The organism is Azospirillum brasilense (assembly GCF_005222205.1).
Taxonomy (GTDB): Bacteria; Pseudomonadota; Alphaproteobacteria; order Azospirillales; family Azospirillaceae; genus Azospirillum; species Azospirillum brasilense_G.
On the sequence record NZ_CP032345.1, the window covers coordinates 1,952,018 to 1,967,981 of the forward strand.

A 15,964-nucleotide genomic window follows, 5' to 3' on the forward strand; every position below is an offset into this window, starting at 1 on the left:
GGACGGACGGGTCCACGCATGCCCATTTCCCTCGCCGCCAGCCGGGTCCTGATCGTCGACGACAACGAGTTCAACAGGAAGTCGCTGGCCCTGATGATCCGCCGCGCCGGGCTGACCCAGATCGAGGTCGCCGAGAACGGGGTGGAGGGGCTGCGCAAGGTGGAGAGCTTCCGCCCCGACCTCGTCCTGCTCGACGTCAGCATGCCGGTGATGGACGGGCTGGAGATGTGCCGGCGCCTGCGCGAGCGGCTGACCCACGAAGAATTGCCGATCCTGTTCCAGACCGCGCTGGACAGCGACGAGGAGCAGGTCCGCTGCTTCGAGGCCGGCGGCAGCGACTTCATCTCCAAGCCGATCAAGCCCGGCGAGTGCGTCGCCCGCGTCCGCCACCAGCTCGAAAAGCGCAAGCTGTTCACCGACCTCGCCAACTTCCGCGCGCGGGTGGAGCGGGAACTGAAGCACGCCAAGGCGATGCAGCTGTCCCTCCTGCCCGAGCCGAAGGAACTGGAGGCCGTCGCCGAGCGGTACGAGCTGGTGCTGGACGCCCATTTCGAAACCTCGTCGGAGCTGGGCGGCGATTTCTGGAACGTCTACCCGCTGGACAGCCACCGCGTCGCCTTCCTGATGGTCGATTTCGCCGGCCACGGCATCACCGCCGCCATCAACACCTTCCGCCTGCACACGCTGATCGACCGCTTTCCCATGCAGCATATGCCGCCGTCGGAATGGCTGGCCGGTCTCAACCGGGCGCTGAAGGAGGTGCTGCCGGTCGGGCAGTTCGCCACCGCCTTCTTCGGCATCCTCGACCTGCACACCGACACGCTGACCTACGCCTCGGCCGGGGCGCCCAATCCGGTGGTGGGGATCGCGGGGGAGCTTCGGCTGCTCGATTCGGCGGGGCTGGTGCTGGGCGCGTCGCGCCGCGCCGTCTACGCCGACCGCAGCCTGCGTTTGCCGCGCGGGAGTTGCCTGTTCCTCTACAGCGACGCGCTGATCGAGTGCAGCGGCCCGGACAACGAACCGATCGGCCAGGACGGGGTGCCCGGCCTGCTGCGCGGCGCCATCGCCGCCAACCGCGCCCGCCCGCTGGGGCCGCTGCTGGAGCGCTTTTACGCCCGCACCAGCCTGCCGCTGCGCGACGACCTGACCGCCGTGTGGATCGCCCGCCGGGCGTGAGGGCAGGTCCGGGAACCACAGTCTGGAAATGAGAAGGGCCGCCGCGGTCGTCCGCGGCGGCCCTTTTGCCTGATTCTCGGGGGAGGGGCGCCGTTACGCCTGCGTCTCGGAGGCGGCGTAGCGGCGGCGGACCCACATCACGCTCTTCACCGCGAAGATGGTGACGCCGATGCCCAGCGCGATGAGCAGAAGGATCTTCGGGCCGTTCTCGCCGATGGCGGCGGCGGCCTCGCCGAACAGGTAGCCGGCCCCGGCGAAGCTCCAGGCCCAGATGCCGGCGGCAATGAAGTTCCAGAACAGGAACTTGCGCCATGGCATGCGGGACGTGCCGACGGCGACCGAGGCGATGTTGCGCACCCCATAAAGGAAGCGGAAGGCCAGGATGAAGCCGACGCCGTAGGTTTCCAGCCAGTACAGCACGCGGGACGCGCGGGCCTCCGCCGCCGGGAAGCGGGCCAGCGCCTTGCCGCCCCATTTGCGGCCGATCCAGAAATAGCACTGGTCGCCCATGAAGCTGCCGATCCAGACGGCGGCCACCAGCCAGTAAAGGTTGATGATCCCCAGATGCGCGCCCATCCCGCCGAAAATGACGAAGGTCTCGCCTTCGAAGAAGGCCCATATGAAGGCCAGGGGATAGAAGGCATCGCCCCAATCCTGGAGCCAGGTCATCCAGTCCAAATCACCCTCCCCGCGGGTCGTTCCTTTTCGGCTCGGACCGCCGGCGGCGCGCCAGGGAAACGCAGGCGCGGCCGATGGTCAGGCTACGGACACATCATTGCACATACGTGCGTGTCTTGTCGCGCAATCATTCCCGAATCGGGGGGAGGAACCCGCACAAAGTTGGGGTACGAAACGATCTATTGCGGCGGGATTATTTTGTTTCCGGACACGTATTCTGTGAATCGGCCAGTGTTCGTGACTTGGTCAGCCGTCCTCACCCGACAATTCGCCGACCGTCTGCCGGGCGGCGCGCAGCAGCAGGGGATTCGGTTCGGACGGGCCGTCCTCTCCCTCGTCCTCCTCCCAGGCGCCCGGAGCGGCGCGGCGCTTCAGTTCGCGCGCGGCTTCGATCAGCAGATGGGCCAGCTTGTGGTCGGGCAGCGCCTGGGCCAGCGCCCGCAACTCCGCGTTGGTCAGGGCCGCCGGGTCGAAGTCGGCGCGCGGGGCCATCGGGACGGGCGGCGGCGGAACGAGGGCGAGGGTCATGGGGGCCGGAGCCGACGGTGACGGAACGTCCTCCCGCACCACGTCGACGGCCACCGGCGCCGCCACGGTGCTGGCGCGGGACCGGCGCGCCGGTTTGCGCGCCCGCTCCGTCTCGGGCAGGCTGTCGAACAGGAGAGGTTGCGTGCTCATCCGGTCACCCGCGATCCGTTCACCGCTAGTTTGCGAAGTGTTCTCTTTTCATTCTAGAGAACGAAGGCCGGAAGTCGAGCGGAAACTTTTGGGGCGGTCCCCTGAAACGCGGAGTCAGCCGATCGCGTCCAGGAACCGTTCGGGGCGCAGGATGCGGGTGCGGCCCACTTGGCGCACCGAGAGAAGCTGCCGGTCCACCGTCACCAGCCAGTCGGCGTCGGCGGCCAGCGCCACGGCCAGGAACATGTCGTCGTCGGGGTCGCGGCACAGCCGCTCCACCGGGGCGGGCTCGACCCTTTGGGCCTCCGCGGCGAAAGTGGCCAGGAAGGCGGCGCGCTCGTCCGCGGAGCGATAGCGCTCGAAATCCGGGCGCATCAGCACCTCGCGCAGCTCCGCCAGGGTGGCGTCGGACACGAAGGCGGCTCCTCGCGCCCGCACCGCCTCCACGCTGCGCTGGATGGCCAGGCTGCGGCGGGGAACCTCGGCGCCCAGCAGGGCGTAGCCGACGAGGATGTTGGTGTCCAGAACGGCCCGGATCGGCCCAGCGGCACGGTGGAGATTGGCGGTCATGCGCCCGTCGGTCCCATGGGCCGGTCAGCCCTTGCGGGTCAGCAGCAGCGCGGTCAGGTCGTCGTCGATGGGACCGACGGCGCGCAGGCGCTCCAGCAACCCGTCCAGGAAGCGGCGGCCGTCCGTCTCGTCGATCCGCTCCGCGACCAGGGCGGCGAGGCCCGGCTCGTCCAGGACATCGTCGCCGACCGGGATCTCGATGGCGCCGTCCGAATAGAGGAACAGGCGCCCGCCGGGGGGCAGGGGGAGGGAGCGTTCCTCATACTCCGCCGCGGCGAGCAGGCCGAGCGGCAGGCCGGCGCTGTCGCCCAGCCGCGGTTCGGCATCGCCCGGCGCCCAGACCATCGGGCGCGTCGATCCGGCGGACGCGTACACGAAGCGGTTCTCCGCCGGCTCGACCACCCCGGCCAGCATGGTGGCGAACTGCCCGTTGGGAAGCAGCGCGCACAGCCGCCGGTTGACGGTGGACAGGAACTCGGCCGGGGTCAGGCCGGACATGTCCATCTGCTGGCAGATCGCGTGCAGGCGGAAGGTGTTCAGCGCCGCCCCCACGCCATGGCCGGAGAAATCGACCATGTAGAGCATGATCCGGCCCTGTCCCTGCCCCTGGTCCGGTTCGGCGTCGTCGTGCCGCAGGTCCCAGAAATCGCCGCCCAGCTCCGACGAGGGGGCGAAATGGGCGGCGATGTCGACCGCCGCCGCGGCCTCCACCTCGGCCAGCCGCTCCGGCGAGGGCATCAGCCGTTCCTGCATCTTGCGGGCGAGCGACAGCTCGCTCTCCGTCCGCTCGCGGAAACGCTGAAGGTCGTGGAGCAGCGCGCGGTTCTGCAGATGGATGCGCACGCGGGCCAGCAGCTCGACCGCGTTGATCGGCTTGGTCACGTAATCGGTGGCCCCGGCGGCGAAGGCCTTGGCGCGGTCCTCCGCCCGGTTCAGGCTGGACTGGACGAGGACCGGCAGATCCTTCCAGGCCGGGATCGCGCGCAGGCGCCGGCACATTTCGAAGCCGTCCAGGTTCGGCATCATCAGGTCGAGCAGGATCAGGTCGGGCCGGAAGGTGTCCAGCCGGGCCAGCGCGTCGTTGCCGTCCTCGGCCATCTCGATGCGGGTGACGCCGCCGCGTTCCAGCAGGGCCTGGAGCAGGTGGCGGTTCACGCGGTTGTCGTCCACCACCAGGACGCGGGCCGCCTCCAGCCCCGGAACCTCCGGCAGATTGTTCATCGTGCACCCCCGCGCCCGATCCAGACCAGCGTGTGGTCGTCGAGCGGCACGTCGCCCTGGGCCGCGGCGAGCGCCGAGGTCACCGCCGCGAAGGCGTCGCCATCCTCGCCGTTGTTCATGGAGTTCCGGACGGCGGCGCTTCGCAGCAGGGCGGCGAAACCGCCATTGCGCCCGCCCAGCGTGTCCAGCACGGCGGTCGAGTGCAGGACCAGCGCGGAATCCGGCGGGAAGGGCAGGTCGCGTTCCTCGTAGCGGGTGCCGGCGGCGATCCCCGCCGGCTGGTCGGACCCCTCGCCGAAGATCAACGAGGCGCCGCCGGGCGGCACCAGGACCGGCGGGGCGGCGGCGGCCGCCGCGTAGGTGAAGCGTTCCGCAGCACCATCGACGACGCCGTAGATCACCGTGGCGTGCTGACCCAGCTCCAGCAGGCAGACGGCCCGCTCGTTCAGCTCGGTCAGGAAGGCGCCGGGCCGTTCGCCGAGCTGGGGCGCCAACTCGTGGATCAGCGTGTGCATGCGGAAGGCGTTCAGCGCCGCCGAGACGCCGCGCCCGGCCATGTCCAGCAGGAACAGCCCGAACCGCCCGCCGGCCAGCGGCAGAACCCCCCAGAGGTCGCCGCCCAGATCGGAGGACAGCGCCGTGTGCGACCGCAGCGTCACCCCCGCGCTGTCCGAAAGCGCGGCGCACAGCGCCGGGGAGGGCAGGAGATGGTCGTACATGGAGCGGGCCATCGCCAGCTCCCCCTCGACCCGCGCCCGGTAGGTCTGCAGGTCGCGGATCAGCACCCGGTTCTGCAGGTGGATGCGCACGCGGGCGACCAGCTCCGTCCGGTCCAGCGGCTTGGAGATCAGGTCGGTGGTGCCGGCGGCGAAGGCGCGGTTGCGGTCGTCGCTCGACGACAGGGCGGTCTGCACCAGCACCGGCAGGTCGGCGTAGGCGTGGTCGGCGCGCAGGCGGCGGCACACCTCGAACCCGTCCATCCCCGGCATCATGATGTCGAGGATCAGCAGGTCCGGCGCCTCGGCGGCGATCTGCTCCAGCGCGTCGAAGCCGTCCTTGGCGTAGGCGACGTTCTGGAACCCGGCTTCGCCAAGCAGGGCGCCGATCAGTGTGCGGTTGAAGTCGGTATCATCCACCACCAGGATGCGGCAGGCGGCGATGGCGTCGTCCATCAGAGAGGGAACCTCATGCGGATGCGGCGCCCGCCGTCGAGAAGCTGAAGTTCCTCGACGATGGCGGCGATCAGGTCCAGGCCGCGGCCCGAGGCGCCGTAGTCGATGCGCTCCGGCCGGGCGAAGCCGGTTCCCTCGTCGGCGACCTCCACCACCGCGCAAGCGCTTTCCAGCCAGGCGGTGACCTCGATCCGGCGCTCGGCGAAGGCGGGGTCGGCCATGCGCGCGGCCAGGTCGTGGGAGAAGCGCTCCAGCGCCTCGACGCTCAGCCCCTTCATGCCTTCGACCTGGAGGTTGCCGTGGACCACCGCGTTGCTGATGGCTTCGTGCAGCGCCAGCTCCATGTCGTCGCGCTGGGCTTCCGGCATGGGGTGCAGGGCGGCCAGCCCGTTCAGGACGCGCCCGGCCAGATGCAGGCGGTTGGCGGTCACCGTCGTCACGCAGGCGAACAGGTCGGCGCGGGCGGCGCGGCGCGCGGCCTCGACGACCTGGGCGTCGGACAGGCCGGCGACCTCGATCCAGGCGCCATAGGGCCGCTGCCAGAACTCCGGCGCTTCCACGGCGGCGGCATCGCCCACCAGGAGCAGAACGGAGGCGCCGAATTCCTCCCCCGCCGGGGAGCCGGGCCGCCGGGGCGGAAGCCGAAGCGCCGCCGACAACCGGTCCAGCCGGTCGGCCGGCACGCCCAGGCCTTGCAGGGCGGCGACGCGGGTGGGGGAGGGGACCAAGGGGGTCAGTCCTCGATCGTGACGATCTTGTTGAGCTGGGCCACCGTCAGCACGCGCTTGACCTGACCGGCGGCGGAGCGCAGGACGAGCTGCTTGTCCGCGTTCGCCATTTCCTCCCGCGCGATCAGAAGCATGCCGATCCCCGCCGAATCGACGAACTCCAGTGTAGAGAGGTCGAGCACCTGACGCTTGGCCTTGTTCTGCAGCATCTCCCGGATCAGGGCGCGCAGCTTGGCGTGGTCGTTGAAGGTCAGGCGACCGCGCAACCGAACCAGGGTCTCCTGCTCCTTGTCCTCAATTCCGTAGTCCATCGGTCCGGTGTTCCTGAAGGGTGTTCCTGAAGGGGCATGGGTGCGGGTGGCCTTTGCGGACCACGCCAGAATGGAGCAAGACAGGCCGGGGATTCCAGAGAATCCCTCGGTTTCAGAAAAGTTCGATGTCGCCGCCGGAACTGTCGTCCTGGCCGGCATCGACGTCAAGGACGCCATGCTCGTCCAACGCCGTCCCTTCCAGCAGCAGACGGCGCACGAAGCGCTGGCGCATCTCGCTCAGCTTGAAGCGGCCCAGCAGCTCGTCGAGCCATTCCTGCGGAACCTGCGGCCCCAAGGAAGCGGGCATTTCGACGCGGGTGCGGTTTTCCAGCTCGTTCAGCCCCTCCGCCATGATGGCGAGGCTGTCGTTGATGGCCTCCAGCCGCTGCTTGGTCAGGTCCTGGAACTGCATCCCGGTGACCATGCGGCTGATGGTGGCGGACATGTCCGACGACACGGTCGCCGCCGTCTCCAGCACCGCCTGGAAGTGGTTGGTCTGGTCGACCAGGCTGTCCATGGTCTTGTCCACCCGCTCCTTGGCGAGCATCTGGGGGGACATGTCGGTGTCGGCGATCTGGCGCAGGATGTCGTGGCCGTTGCGCACGCCCTTGACCACCGCGGTGACCTTGGAGCGCATGCGGTCGGCCAGCGCCCCGGTGTTGCGGGAGAGGTGGCGCACCTCCTGGGCGACCACCGCGAAGGTGCGGCCGGCCTCGCCGGCGCGGCTCGCCTCGATGGTGGCGTTCAGCGCCAGGAAGTTGGTCTGGCGGTTGATGGCGTCGATGTCGCCGATCGACTTCTCCAGCTCCGCCACGTCCTTCTGCACGTCGTCGAGCAGATAGACCATGCTCATGGCGTGGCGCGACAGCAGGACGATGTTGGAGATCATGTCCGCGATCATCTGCTGCATGCCGGTGACGAGCTGGTCCATCGGCACCCGCTCCCCGTCGATGGAGACGGAGCCGGCCATGCCGACGATCTGCTCCACCCGCTCCGACTGCTGCATGGCCTTCTCGGCCAGCTCGCGGAAGCGGTGGGAAAGGTCCAGCGTGGCGTCCTCGACCGTGGACGAGGTGCGGGTCAGCTCGTTCTGCACCGCCTCCAGCGTGCGGCGCTGGATGTCGGCGTAGCCCATCCAGGTCGCCAGAAGCTCGCCGGTCACCGGGATCTTCCCGCCGATCTCGGGCAGGCTGTGCACGGGAGCGCCATCGTCGGGAAGGTCCGGCTTCTCCGGTTCCGGTCCGGCTTCCAGGCGGGGCGCGCGGCCGTAGAAAGACATGGTGCTGCTCCTCAGTTCGCGCGCGTGCGGTGTTCGCCGATGGCGTCGAACGCGCGCAGCATCTCGGCCGGTATCTGCGCCAGCGGCAGTTCGACGGCGACCGCCCCGGCTTCCCGGGCGGCGCGCGGCATGCCGTAGACGACGCAGCTCGATTCCTGTTCGCCGATGGTATAGGCCCCCGCGTCGCGCATCGCCAGCATGCCCGACGCCCCGTCGCGGCCCATGCCGGACAGGATCACCCCCACCGCGTTCGCCCCCGCCGCCTTGGCGACGGAGGAGAACATCACGTCCACCGACGGGCGGTGGCCGCTGACCGCCGGCCCGTCCTGGATGTGGCAGGAATAGCCCTGGGCGTCGCGGATGATCACCAGATGCCGGTCCCCGGGGGCGATGTAGACCTTGCCCTGGACCAGCCGGGCGCCCTGGGTGGCGACCTCCACCGACGGCGGGGAGATGCGGTCGAGCCGGGCGGCGAAGCTGGGGACGTAGCTGGGACCCATATGCTGGGTGATGACGATGGGCGGGCAGTCGGCGGGCATGACGGACAGCACGTCGCGGATGCGCTCCACCCCGCCGGTGGAGGCGCCGATGGCGATGAAGCGGGTGCCCGACCCGGCGCGGCGCGGCGTCTCAAGGGGCGAGGCCGCGGGCTTGGGCCGCCGCATCGACAGGCGGGCGGTGGCGGCGATGCGGATCTTGCCGACCAACTCGTGGGCCATCGCCTCGAAGCCGTGCCCCTCCGAGCCGTCGGGCTTGGCCACGCAGTCCACCGCGCCGATCTCCAGCGCGCGGATCGTCGCCTCCGACCCCTCCTGGGTCAGGGAGGAGACCATGACGACCGGCGTCGGGCGCAGCGTCATGATCTTTTCCAGGAAGGACAGCCCGTCCATCCGCGGCATCTCGACGTCCAGCGTGACGACGTCCGGGTTGGTCCGCTTGATGACGTCCCGCGCCTCGTAGGGGTCGCGGGCGACCCCCACCACCTCGATGCCGGGCTCCTCGGAGATGATGGCCTTCAGCATCTCCCGCATCAGGCTGCTGTCGTCCACGATCACGACGCGGATGGAGCGTGTCATGGCTCAGTCCTCCCCGAACAGTTCCACATCGCCCTCGATCGGCTGGTGCCGCAGGCTGGAGCGGAAATTCAGTTCCTGGTTCGCCGTCTCCGACAGGGCTTCCGGCCGCAGCATCTTGCGCATCGCCTTGCCGGTGTGGGGGAAGTAGTGGATGCGCCGGGCCGAGGCGCCGCCGAGATCCTGGCCCATCAGCTTCAGCCCCTCCCGCCGGACATAGTCGAGCGCGAAGGCGGCGTTGCGCTGGCCGACGTCGAAGCTGGAATCGATGACGCGGGCGCCGCCGAACAGCTTCACCTCCAGCCGCCCGCGCTGGGCGCCGCGGGCCAGCAGGTCGTTGATCAGCCGCTCCATGGCGACCGAGCCGTAGCGCGCCGCCGCCCCGGTGCCGGCGTCCTCGGACTCCGGGACCTCGGGCAGCAGGAAATGGTTCATGCCGCCGATCGCCGTCGCCGGGTCGTGGACGCAGGCGGCCACGCAGGAGCCCAGCGTCGTCACCATCATCACGTCGGAGCGGTCGCTGACCAGATGATGGCCCAGGAAGACCTTCATCGTGTGGGCGCGGAACTGCGGGTGGAAGTAGCCGCCGGTCTGCCGGGCCTCCGCCGCGCGGCGGCTTGCGAATGCGGTCATGCGTCACAGCCTCCGGTAGATGGTGGGGCCGGTCTGGCGGAAGCGGTCCGACACGCCGTACAGGCTCTCCGAATGGCCGAGGAACAGATAGCCGCCGGGCTCCAGCATGCGGGCGAAGTTGCCGATCACCTGGGTCCGCCCGACGCGGTCGAAATAGATCAGCACGTTGCGGCAGAAGATCGCGTCGAACGGCCCCTTCATGGGCCAGTGCTCCAGCAGGTTCAGCGGCTTGAAGGTGATCAGCCGCTTCAGCTCCTCCTCCATCGCCACCATCGGTTCGCCGCCCTCGCGCTGGCGCCGGGTGAAGCGGTCGCGCAGGGGGGCCGGGATGCTGTTCGCCAGATCGGCGGGATAGACGCCGCGCCGGGCGGTGTCGACCATGTGGGTGTCGATGTCGGTCGCCAGGATCTTCGCGTCCCAGCGCCGCAGCTCCGGCCCGAAGCTGGAGGCCAGAACCATGGCGATGCTGTAGGGCTCCTGCCCGGAGGAGCAGCCGGCGGACCAGATGCGCAGCCGCGGGTGGGAGGATTCCCCGGCGTGGCGGGCGCGCATCTCCGGCACCGCGGTCTTCGCCAGGAAGTCGAAATGGTGCGATTCGCGGAAGAAGCTGGTCAGGTTGGTGGTCAGGGCGTTGACCAGGAAGCCGACCTCGTTCGCCCCCTCCTCGCTCTCCAGCAGGGCGCAGTAGCTGTCGAAGTCGCTCAGGCGCAGGTCGCGCAGCCGCCGGGCGAGGCGGGAATAGACCATCTCGATCTTGTGCGGGGCCAGCGCGATCCCGGCGAGCTGGTAGAGCATATGGGCGATGAAGTCGAAGTGCCGCCGCTCGAACGGGAACTCCCGCCGGCCCGACGTCGCCGCGGGGACGGCGTCGCGGTCGGCCGGGGCCGAGCCGGGTGCGGGGGAAGGGCTGGGGGCCGTGGTCATGCCGCCCGTCCGCGGGCCAGCTCGGGCGCGCCGTGGGTCTGGTTGGCGTCCAGCGAGAAGAAGGCCATCTGCTGGCGGAGCTGACCGGCCTGCTCCTCCAGCGAGCGGGCGGCGGCGGTGCTTTCCTCGACCAGTGCGGCGTTCTTCTGGGTCATCTCGTCCATCTGGGCGACGGCGGTGTTGACCTCATCCAGGCCGGACGCCTGCTCGGCGGTGGCGCGGGCGATCTCCGACACGAGGTCGGCGACCCGCGCGATGCCCGCCACGATGTCGGTCAGCGAGGAGCCTGCGGAGCGGACCAGCTCCACCCCGTCCTTGACCTGCGCCCCGCTGTCGAGGATCAGCGTCTTGATCTCCTTGGACGCCTGGGCGGAGCGCTGCGCGAGGTTGCGCACCTCCTGCGCCACCACCGCGAAGCCGCGCCCGGCGTCGCCGGCCCGCGCCGCCTCCACCGCCGCGTTCAGCGCCAGCAGGTTGGTCTGGAAGGCGATCTCGTCGATCACCCCGATGATGTCGGAAATCTTCTGCGACGAGCGCTCGATCCCGCGCATCGCCTCCACGGCGCTGGCGGCGACCTGACCGCCCTTCTCGGCGGCGCGGCGGGCGTCGTTGGCGAAGGCGTTGACCTGCTGGGCGTTGTCGGCGTTGGAGCGGACGGTGGCCGCCAGCTCCTCCATGCTCGCCGCCGTCTCCTCCAGCGAGGAGGCCTGCTGCTCGGTGCGCTCGGACAGGTCGAGGCTGCCGTCGGCGATCTCGCGGCTGGCCGCGGCGATGGATTCGGCGGCGCCGTTGATGCGGCGGACGATCTCCGACAGCTTTTCCGCCGTGCCGTTGAAATCGTCCTTCAGGCGCAGGAACACGCCCTCGTACGGCTTGTCGATGCGCCGCGACAGGTCGCCCTGGGACAGCGATTCCAGCATGGCGGCCAGATCCTCGGTCACGCCGGAGACGTTGCCGGCCAGCCGGTTCATGCCTTCGCTGACCAGCCGGAAGAAGCCGGTCTTGCCGTCGAGCGCGATCCGCTGGGAGAAGTCGCCGCGCACGGCGCTGTCCACCATGGCGGCGATCTCCGCCTCGATGGACAGTTCCGCCGTCAGGTCGCGCCATTCGACGACGAGACCCAGCTTCTCGCCGTGGCGCCCGGCGACCGGGCTGGCGGTGATCTCGAAGCTGCGGCGGCCCGCCTTGACCATGCCCTTGTGGGGGCTGGCGAGGCCGGTCAGGCTGGAGCGCAGGCGCGGGGCCTCGGTGTCGAGCGCGTCGAGAGTCGTCCCGATCAGCCCGGCGGCGTCGAAGGCGGGCAGGGCTTGGCGCAGGTCGCTCTCGGCGGCCTTGAACATCGCGAGGGCGGCGGCGTTGCAATAGGTGACCGTCCCGTCCTCGCCCACGGTCATGATGCAGGACGACACGCGGTCGAGCGCGATCCCGGCCCGCACGGCGGTCACCGCGTCCTCCTTGAAGGCGGCGACGGCGCGGGCCATCGCGCCCAGCTCGTCGCGCCCGTCGGTGTGGGGGACGGTGACCGACAGATGGCCGTCGGTGAGGTCGGTCATCACCTTGCGGATGCCCTGGACCGGGCCGGTGATCGAACGGGCGATGACCTGGGCGGCGCCAATGCCCAGCAGCAGCGACAGGCCGCCCAGCAGCAGGGCCAACAGGACGCTGTTCCCCACCTCGGCCTCGGCGCGGGTCTCGATTCCCTTCTGCTCGGCCTGGATGGCGGTGGCGATCGAGTCGATCGTCGCGGTCAGGGCGGTGACGATCTTGGCGACGATCTCGGCGCGCAGGCGGTCGATCTCCTTGTCGGCGGCGACGGCGTCGCGGAAGGCGGTGCGGTAGCCCGGCGCCCGTTCCGCCACCTCGCGCAGCAGCGCCGCCACGCCGGGTTCGGTCAGCAGGGACTGCGCCTCGCGCACATGCTCCAGCATCTCGTCCAGGTTCTTTTCCATCGGCCCCGCGGCGGCGGCGTCGCGCATGCCGAGCGCCCGGTTGGCGAAGAGGCGGCTCAGCACCCAGTGCTTCTCCATCTCCTCCCCGACCAGGGCGGCGTCCTTGTCGCCGGTGGCCCGGGCGCCCTCGACGATGCGCTCCAGCGTCGCGGTGATCTGGGTGCCCAGCGGGTCCATGGTCTGGCGGATGGCCGCGTCGTAGCGGTCGCGGACGACGCGGATCGCCTCGAACTGGGTGTGGTATTCGGTGTGCAGCCGCGCCAGCTCGGCGAAGGCCGCCGCCTGGCTGGAGCGCTGGATGGCCGCGCCGTGGGCAGCCAGCGCCTGATCGAACTCGGCGCGCAACGCGCGCTGGCGGTTGAGCGCGGCGGGATCGCCGGACACCAGATAGTCGCGCCCGTGGATTCGCTGGTTGGCGAGGCGGGCCGAGAGGTCCTTGGCGAAGGTGGCGAGTTCGCCGCTGGAGAGCACCGCGTCGACGCTGCCGTTCAGGCTGCGGATGCTCAGCAGGCTGGCGGCGACCTGGGCGGCCAGCAGGGCGAGCAGGAGCGCGAAGGCCAGCCACAGCCGCTTCGAGATGCCCATCGCCCCAACGAACGAACCGACCCCTTTCGCCATGCCGTCCCCCTTGCCCGCCGCGTCGTACCGGCGTTAGCCCTTATTTGAAACAAACCCGTGTGAAAAGCCGCGACATGACGCACCCCCGTCGGCGCCTGTGCGGGCACCTCCGTGGGGCGCTGTTCAGGACGCGCGCTCCAGCGCCGGCAGGGCCCTGGTCGCCGAGTCCAGCTCGCTGTTCTCGACGGAGAACAGCTTCTCGACGTTCAGCAGCGTGACCATGCGGTCGTCGGCGGTGTAGAGGCCGCTGAGATACTCGGCGTCGACCATGCCGCCGTCCACGTCGGGTGGCGGCTTGATGGCGTCGTGGCCGATCGCCAGGATGTCGGAGATGGCGTCGACCAGGATGCCGCGGGTGCGCTCCCCCACCTGGATGACCACCACGACGTGGCGCTTGGTGACCGACGTGGCGCCGCCGCCGAAGCGGGCGCGCAGGTCGAAGATCGGGATGATGATGCCGCGCAGGTTGATGACGCCGCGCACATAGTCCGGCAGGTTCGGCAGGCGGCTTTCCGGCGTCCAGCCGCGGATCTCGCGGACCGACAGGATGTTGACGCCGTACTCCTCGCTGCCGACGGTGAAGGTGACGTACTGCTCCTCGGCGGCGTTGACCGCCATGACGTCGTTGCGGGCGTCGGTGCGGCTACCGCCGACGGTGGCGAGCGCGGTGGAACTGCTCATCGCTGTGGCCTCAGACCGGTTCGAGTGCGGGTGCGGGCAGCGCGGCCACCGGCGAAGACGGCGGACGCGGCGCCCTGGAATCCATGTGCCGGCTCATCTCGCGCAGGCCGGCGACGTCCAGGATCAGGGCGACGCGCCCGTCGCCCAGGATGGTCGCGGCTGCCACGCCGTCGAGGCGGCGGAAGTTCGCTTCCAGGCTCTTGATGACGACCTGCTGCTGGCCCAGAACCTCGTCCACGACGAGGCCGAGGCGGGAGCCGTCCTCCGTCTCCACCAGCACGACCAGCGCGCGGGTGGGGTCGGCGACGGCGCCGGGGATGCCGAACAGCTGGTGCAGGTAGACCAGCCGCACATACTCGCCGCGGGCCATCATCACGTCGCACTTGCCGACCAGCCCGTGCAGGTCCGCCGCCTTGGGGCGCAGGCTCTCCACGATGTTGGTCAGCGGCAGGACGAAGCGCTCCTCGCCGACCGAGATCACCATGCCGTCGAGCACCGCCAGGGTCAGCGGCAGCGACAGCACGAAGCGCGAGCCCTCGCCCGGCGTGGAGTAGACGCCGATGCGCCCGCCGAGCGAGGTGATGTTCCGCCGCACCACGTCCATCCCGACGCCGCGGCCCGACAGGTTGGACACCTGATCGGCGGTGGAGAAGCCGGGCAGGAAGATCAGGTTGTCGATCTCCTCGTCCGACAGGGTGGCGCCCGGCTGGACGAGCCCCTTCTCGATGGCCTTGGACAGCACCTTGGGCCGGTTGATGCCGCGCCCGTCGTCGGTGATCTCGATGACGATGCGGCCCGAGCGGTGCTGCGCCGACAGGTGCACGGTGCCGGCGCGCGGCTTGCCGACGCGCTCCCGCTCCTCCGGCCCTTCCAGCCCGTGGTCGATGGAGTTGCGGATCATGTGGGTCAGCGGATCGACGAGGTTCTCCACCACCGTCTTGTCCACCTCGGTCGTCTCGCCGCTGGTGACGAGCTGGACCTCCTTGCCGGTGGTGGCGGCGCATTCGCGGACCAGCCGCGGCATGCGGGAGAAGACGCTCGACACCGGCTGGGCGCGGATCGACATCACGCTCTCGCGCAGCTCGCGGGTGTGCTGGGCCAGCTGCTCCAGCCCTTCCAGAAGCTCCTGGAACTCGCCGGGGGGCAGCTCGCGCACATGCTCGGCGATCATCGCCTGGGTGATAACCATCTCGCCGACCATGTTGACCAGCCGGTCGATCTTGTCGAGATCGACGCGGATGGTGTGGCTCGTCAGCCCGGCGTGCTCCGCCCCGCCGCCGTTGGGGCGCGGGCGGGCGGCCTCGGCCTTCGGAGCGTCGGCCCCGAGGGTTTTGGGGGGCGCTTCGGGGACCGCGGCGACCACCGCCTGCGGGGCCGCGGCGGCGACGGGCACCGGATCGGTGACGGGGGGCGGCGCCTCGGGGGCGGCGGGAGGCGGGGCCTCCGCGGTGATGCGGATGTCGCAGTCGTCGGCCACGAACTCGAAGACGTCGTTGATCTTGTCCAGATCGACGTCCGCGTCGGCGATCAGCGTGACCGTCCAGGAGAGGTGGAGAAGCTCCGCTTCCAGGTTCTGGAGGTTGGGCAGGGCGTCGGTGTGGCATTCGACGGTGGCGTCGCCCAGCCGGCGCAGCGCGCGCAGCATGAAGGCCGGCTCGTTGCCCGACATCAGCAGGTCGGGCCGCGGCCGGAAGACGATGGTCCAGCGCAGCTTGCCGGGGGGAACCGGGTCCTCCTCCGCGCGGGCGGCGGCGATGGCCGCCATGGCGTCGCCGAACAGCCCGGCCTCGTCGTCCTCGTCGTCGGCGTAGACGGGGGCGGGCGCCGGAGCGGCGGGGGCGGCCGCCGGAGCCTGGACCTGCGGAGCCCCGCCCGACAGATGGCGGCGCAGGGCGGCCACGGTGCCGTCGGTGGTCCCCGCCGGGGCGGGGTCGCCTTCGCGCGCGTAGGCCAGCATCTGGCCCAGCAGGTCGTTGGCGCGGATCAGCGTGTCCACCAGCTCCGTCGTGACGGGGACGGTGTTGTTGCGCACCCCGTCCATCACCGTCTCGAACTCGTGCGCGAAGGCGACCAGCTCGGTGAAGCCGAAGGCGCCGCCGCCGCCCTTGATGGAATGGACGGCGCGGAAGATGGCGTTGACCTCGTCGGAATCGACCTCGCCCGGCGTCAGCCGCAGCAGGCCGGCCTCGGCGACCTCCAGCAGCTCCGCGCTTTCGTCGAAATAGGTTTGCTTGAACCGGCTCAGGTCTTCCACGGACGCCCCCTCACAAGCC

The 15,964-nt window shown here is 70.3% G+C and carries 15 protein-coding genes; 1 reads left to right on the forward strand and 14 read right to left on the reverse strand.

Annotated features, from left to right (window positions below; translation table 11 throughout):
• The first annotated feature begins 18 nt into the window (after window positions 1–18).
• Window positions 19–1,176 (forward strand): PP2C family protein-serine/threonine phosphatase, encoded by a 1,158-nt coding sequence (locus D3869_RS09430; RefSeq protein ID WP_137139833.1) that lies wholly within the window; start codon window positions 19–21, stop codon window positions 1,174–1,176.
• A gap of 93 nt (window positions 1,177–1,269) precedes the next feature.
• On the opposite strand, the gene D3869_RS09435 is transcribed toward D3869_RS09430, so the two are convergent.
• From D3869_RS09435 to D3869_RS09500, 14 genes are all read right to left on the reverse strand, one after another.
• The gene (locus D3869_RS09435; RefSeq protein ID WP_035675919.1) at window positions 1,270–1,845 is read right to left on the reverse strand and encodes a DedA family protein; all 576 of its coding nucleotides are present in this window, start codon (window positions 1,843–1,845) and stop codon (window positions 1,270–1,272) included.
• A 255-nt stretch (window positions 1,846–2,100) separates the two neighbouring features.
• The gene (locus tag D3869_RS09440; protein WP_137139834.1) at window positions 2,101–2,532 is read right to left on the reverse strand and encodes a hypothetical protein; all 432 of its coding nucleotides are present in this window, start codon (window positions 2,530–2,532) and stop codon (window positions 2,101–2,103) included.
• 114 nt (window positions 2,533–2,646) lie between these two features.
• Window positions 2,647–3,102 carry a putative toxin-antitoxin system toxin component, PIN family gene (locus D3869_RS09445; RefSeq protein ID WP_137139835.1) on the reverse strand — a complete coding sequence of 152 codons (456 nt, stop codon included), beginning with the start codon at window positions 3,100–3,102 and terminating at the stop codon, window positions 2,647–2,649.
• A 24-nt stretch (window positions 3,103–3,126) separates the two neighbouring features.
• Entirely contained in the window at window positions 3,127–4,323 is a 1,197-nt protein-coding gene (locus D3869_RS09450; protein WP_137139836.1) for a PP2C family protein-serine/threonine phosphatase, read from the reverse strand.
• Complete coding sequence (locus tag D3869_RS09455) at window positions 4,320–5,495, reverse strand: response regulator (protein ID WP_137139837.1); 1,176 nt, start codon at window positions 5,493–5,495, stop codon at window positions 4,320–4,322. Before D3869_RS09455 ends, D3869_RS09450 begins: the two co-directional genes overlap by 4 nt.
• Window positions 5,495–6,223: an ATP-binding protein gene (locus D3869_RS09460; protein ID WP_137139838.1), complete on the reverse strand. Its 729-nt coding sequence runs from the start codon at window positions 6,221–6,223 to the stop codon at window positions 5,495–5,497. Before D3869_RS09460 ends, D3869_RS09455 begins: the two co-directional genes overlap by 1 nt.
• 5 nt (window positions 6,224–6,228) lie before the next feature.
• Window positions 6,229–6,534 (reverse strand): STAS domain-containing protein, encoded by a 306-nt coding sequence (locus D3869_RS09465; protein ID WP_014241675.1) that lies wholly within the window; start codon window positions 6,532–6,534, stop codon window positions 6,229–6,231.
• 112 nt (window positions 6,535–6,646) lie between these two features.
• Entirely contained in the window at window positions 6,647–7,813 is a 1,167-nt protein-coding gene (locus tag D3869_RS09470; RefSeq protein WP_137139839.1) for a methyl-accepting chemotaxis protein, read from the reverse strand.
• 11 nt (window positions 7,814–7,824) lie between these two features.
• Window positions 7,825–8,889, reverse strand: coding sequence for a protein-glutamate methylesterase/protein-glutamine glutaminase (locus tag D3869_RS09475; protein ID WP_137139840.1), 1,065 nt, complete (start codon window positions 8,887–8,889; stop codon window positions 7,825–7,827).
• A gap of 3 nt (window positions 8,890–8,892) precedes the next feature.
• Window positions 8,893–9,519, reverse strand: coding sequence for a chemotaxis protein (locus D3869_RS09480; RefSeq protein WP_137139841.1), 627 nt, complete (start codon window positions 9,517–9,519; stop codon window positions 8,893–8,895).
• A 3-nt stretch (window positions 9,520–9,522) separates the two neighbouring features.
• The gene (locus tag D3869_RS09485; protein ID WP_137139842.1) at window positions 9,523–10,443 is read right to left on the reverse strand and encodes a CheR family methyltransferase; all 921 of its coding nucleotides are present in this window, start codon (window positions 10,441–10,443) and stop codon (window positions 9,523–9,525) included.
• Complete coding sequence (locus D3869_RS34425; RefSeq protein WP_137139843.1) at window positions 10,440–13,010, reverse strand: methyl-accepting chemotaxis protein; 2,571 nt, start codon at window positions 13,008–13,010, stop codon at window positions 10,440–10,442. The genes D3869_RS09485 and D3869_RS34425 overlap by 4 nt, the downstream gene beginning before the upstream one ends.
• 123 nt (window positions 13,011–13,133) lie before the next feature.
• On the reverse strand, window positions 13,134–13,691 hold the full coding sequence (locus D3869_RS09495; RefSeq protein ID WP_137139844.1) for a chemotaxis protein CheW: 558 nt from the start codon (window positions 13,689–13,691) through the stop codon (window positions 13,134–13,136).
• Between the two features lie 10 nt (window positions 13,692–13,701).
• Window positions 13,702–15,945, reverse strand: coding sequence for a chemotaxis protein CheA (locus tag D3869_RS09500; RefSeq protein WP_137139845.1), 2,244 nt, complete (start codon window positions 15,943–15,945; stop codon window positions 13,702–13,704).
• Window positions 15,946–15,964: the final 19 nt, after the last annotated feature.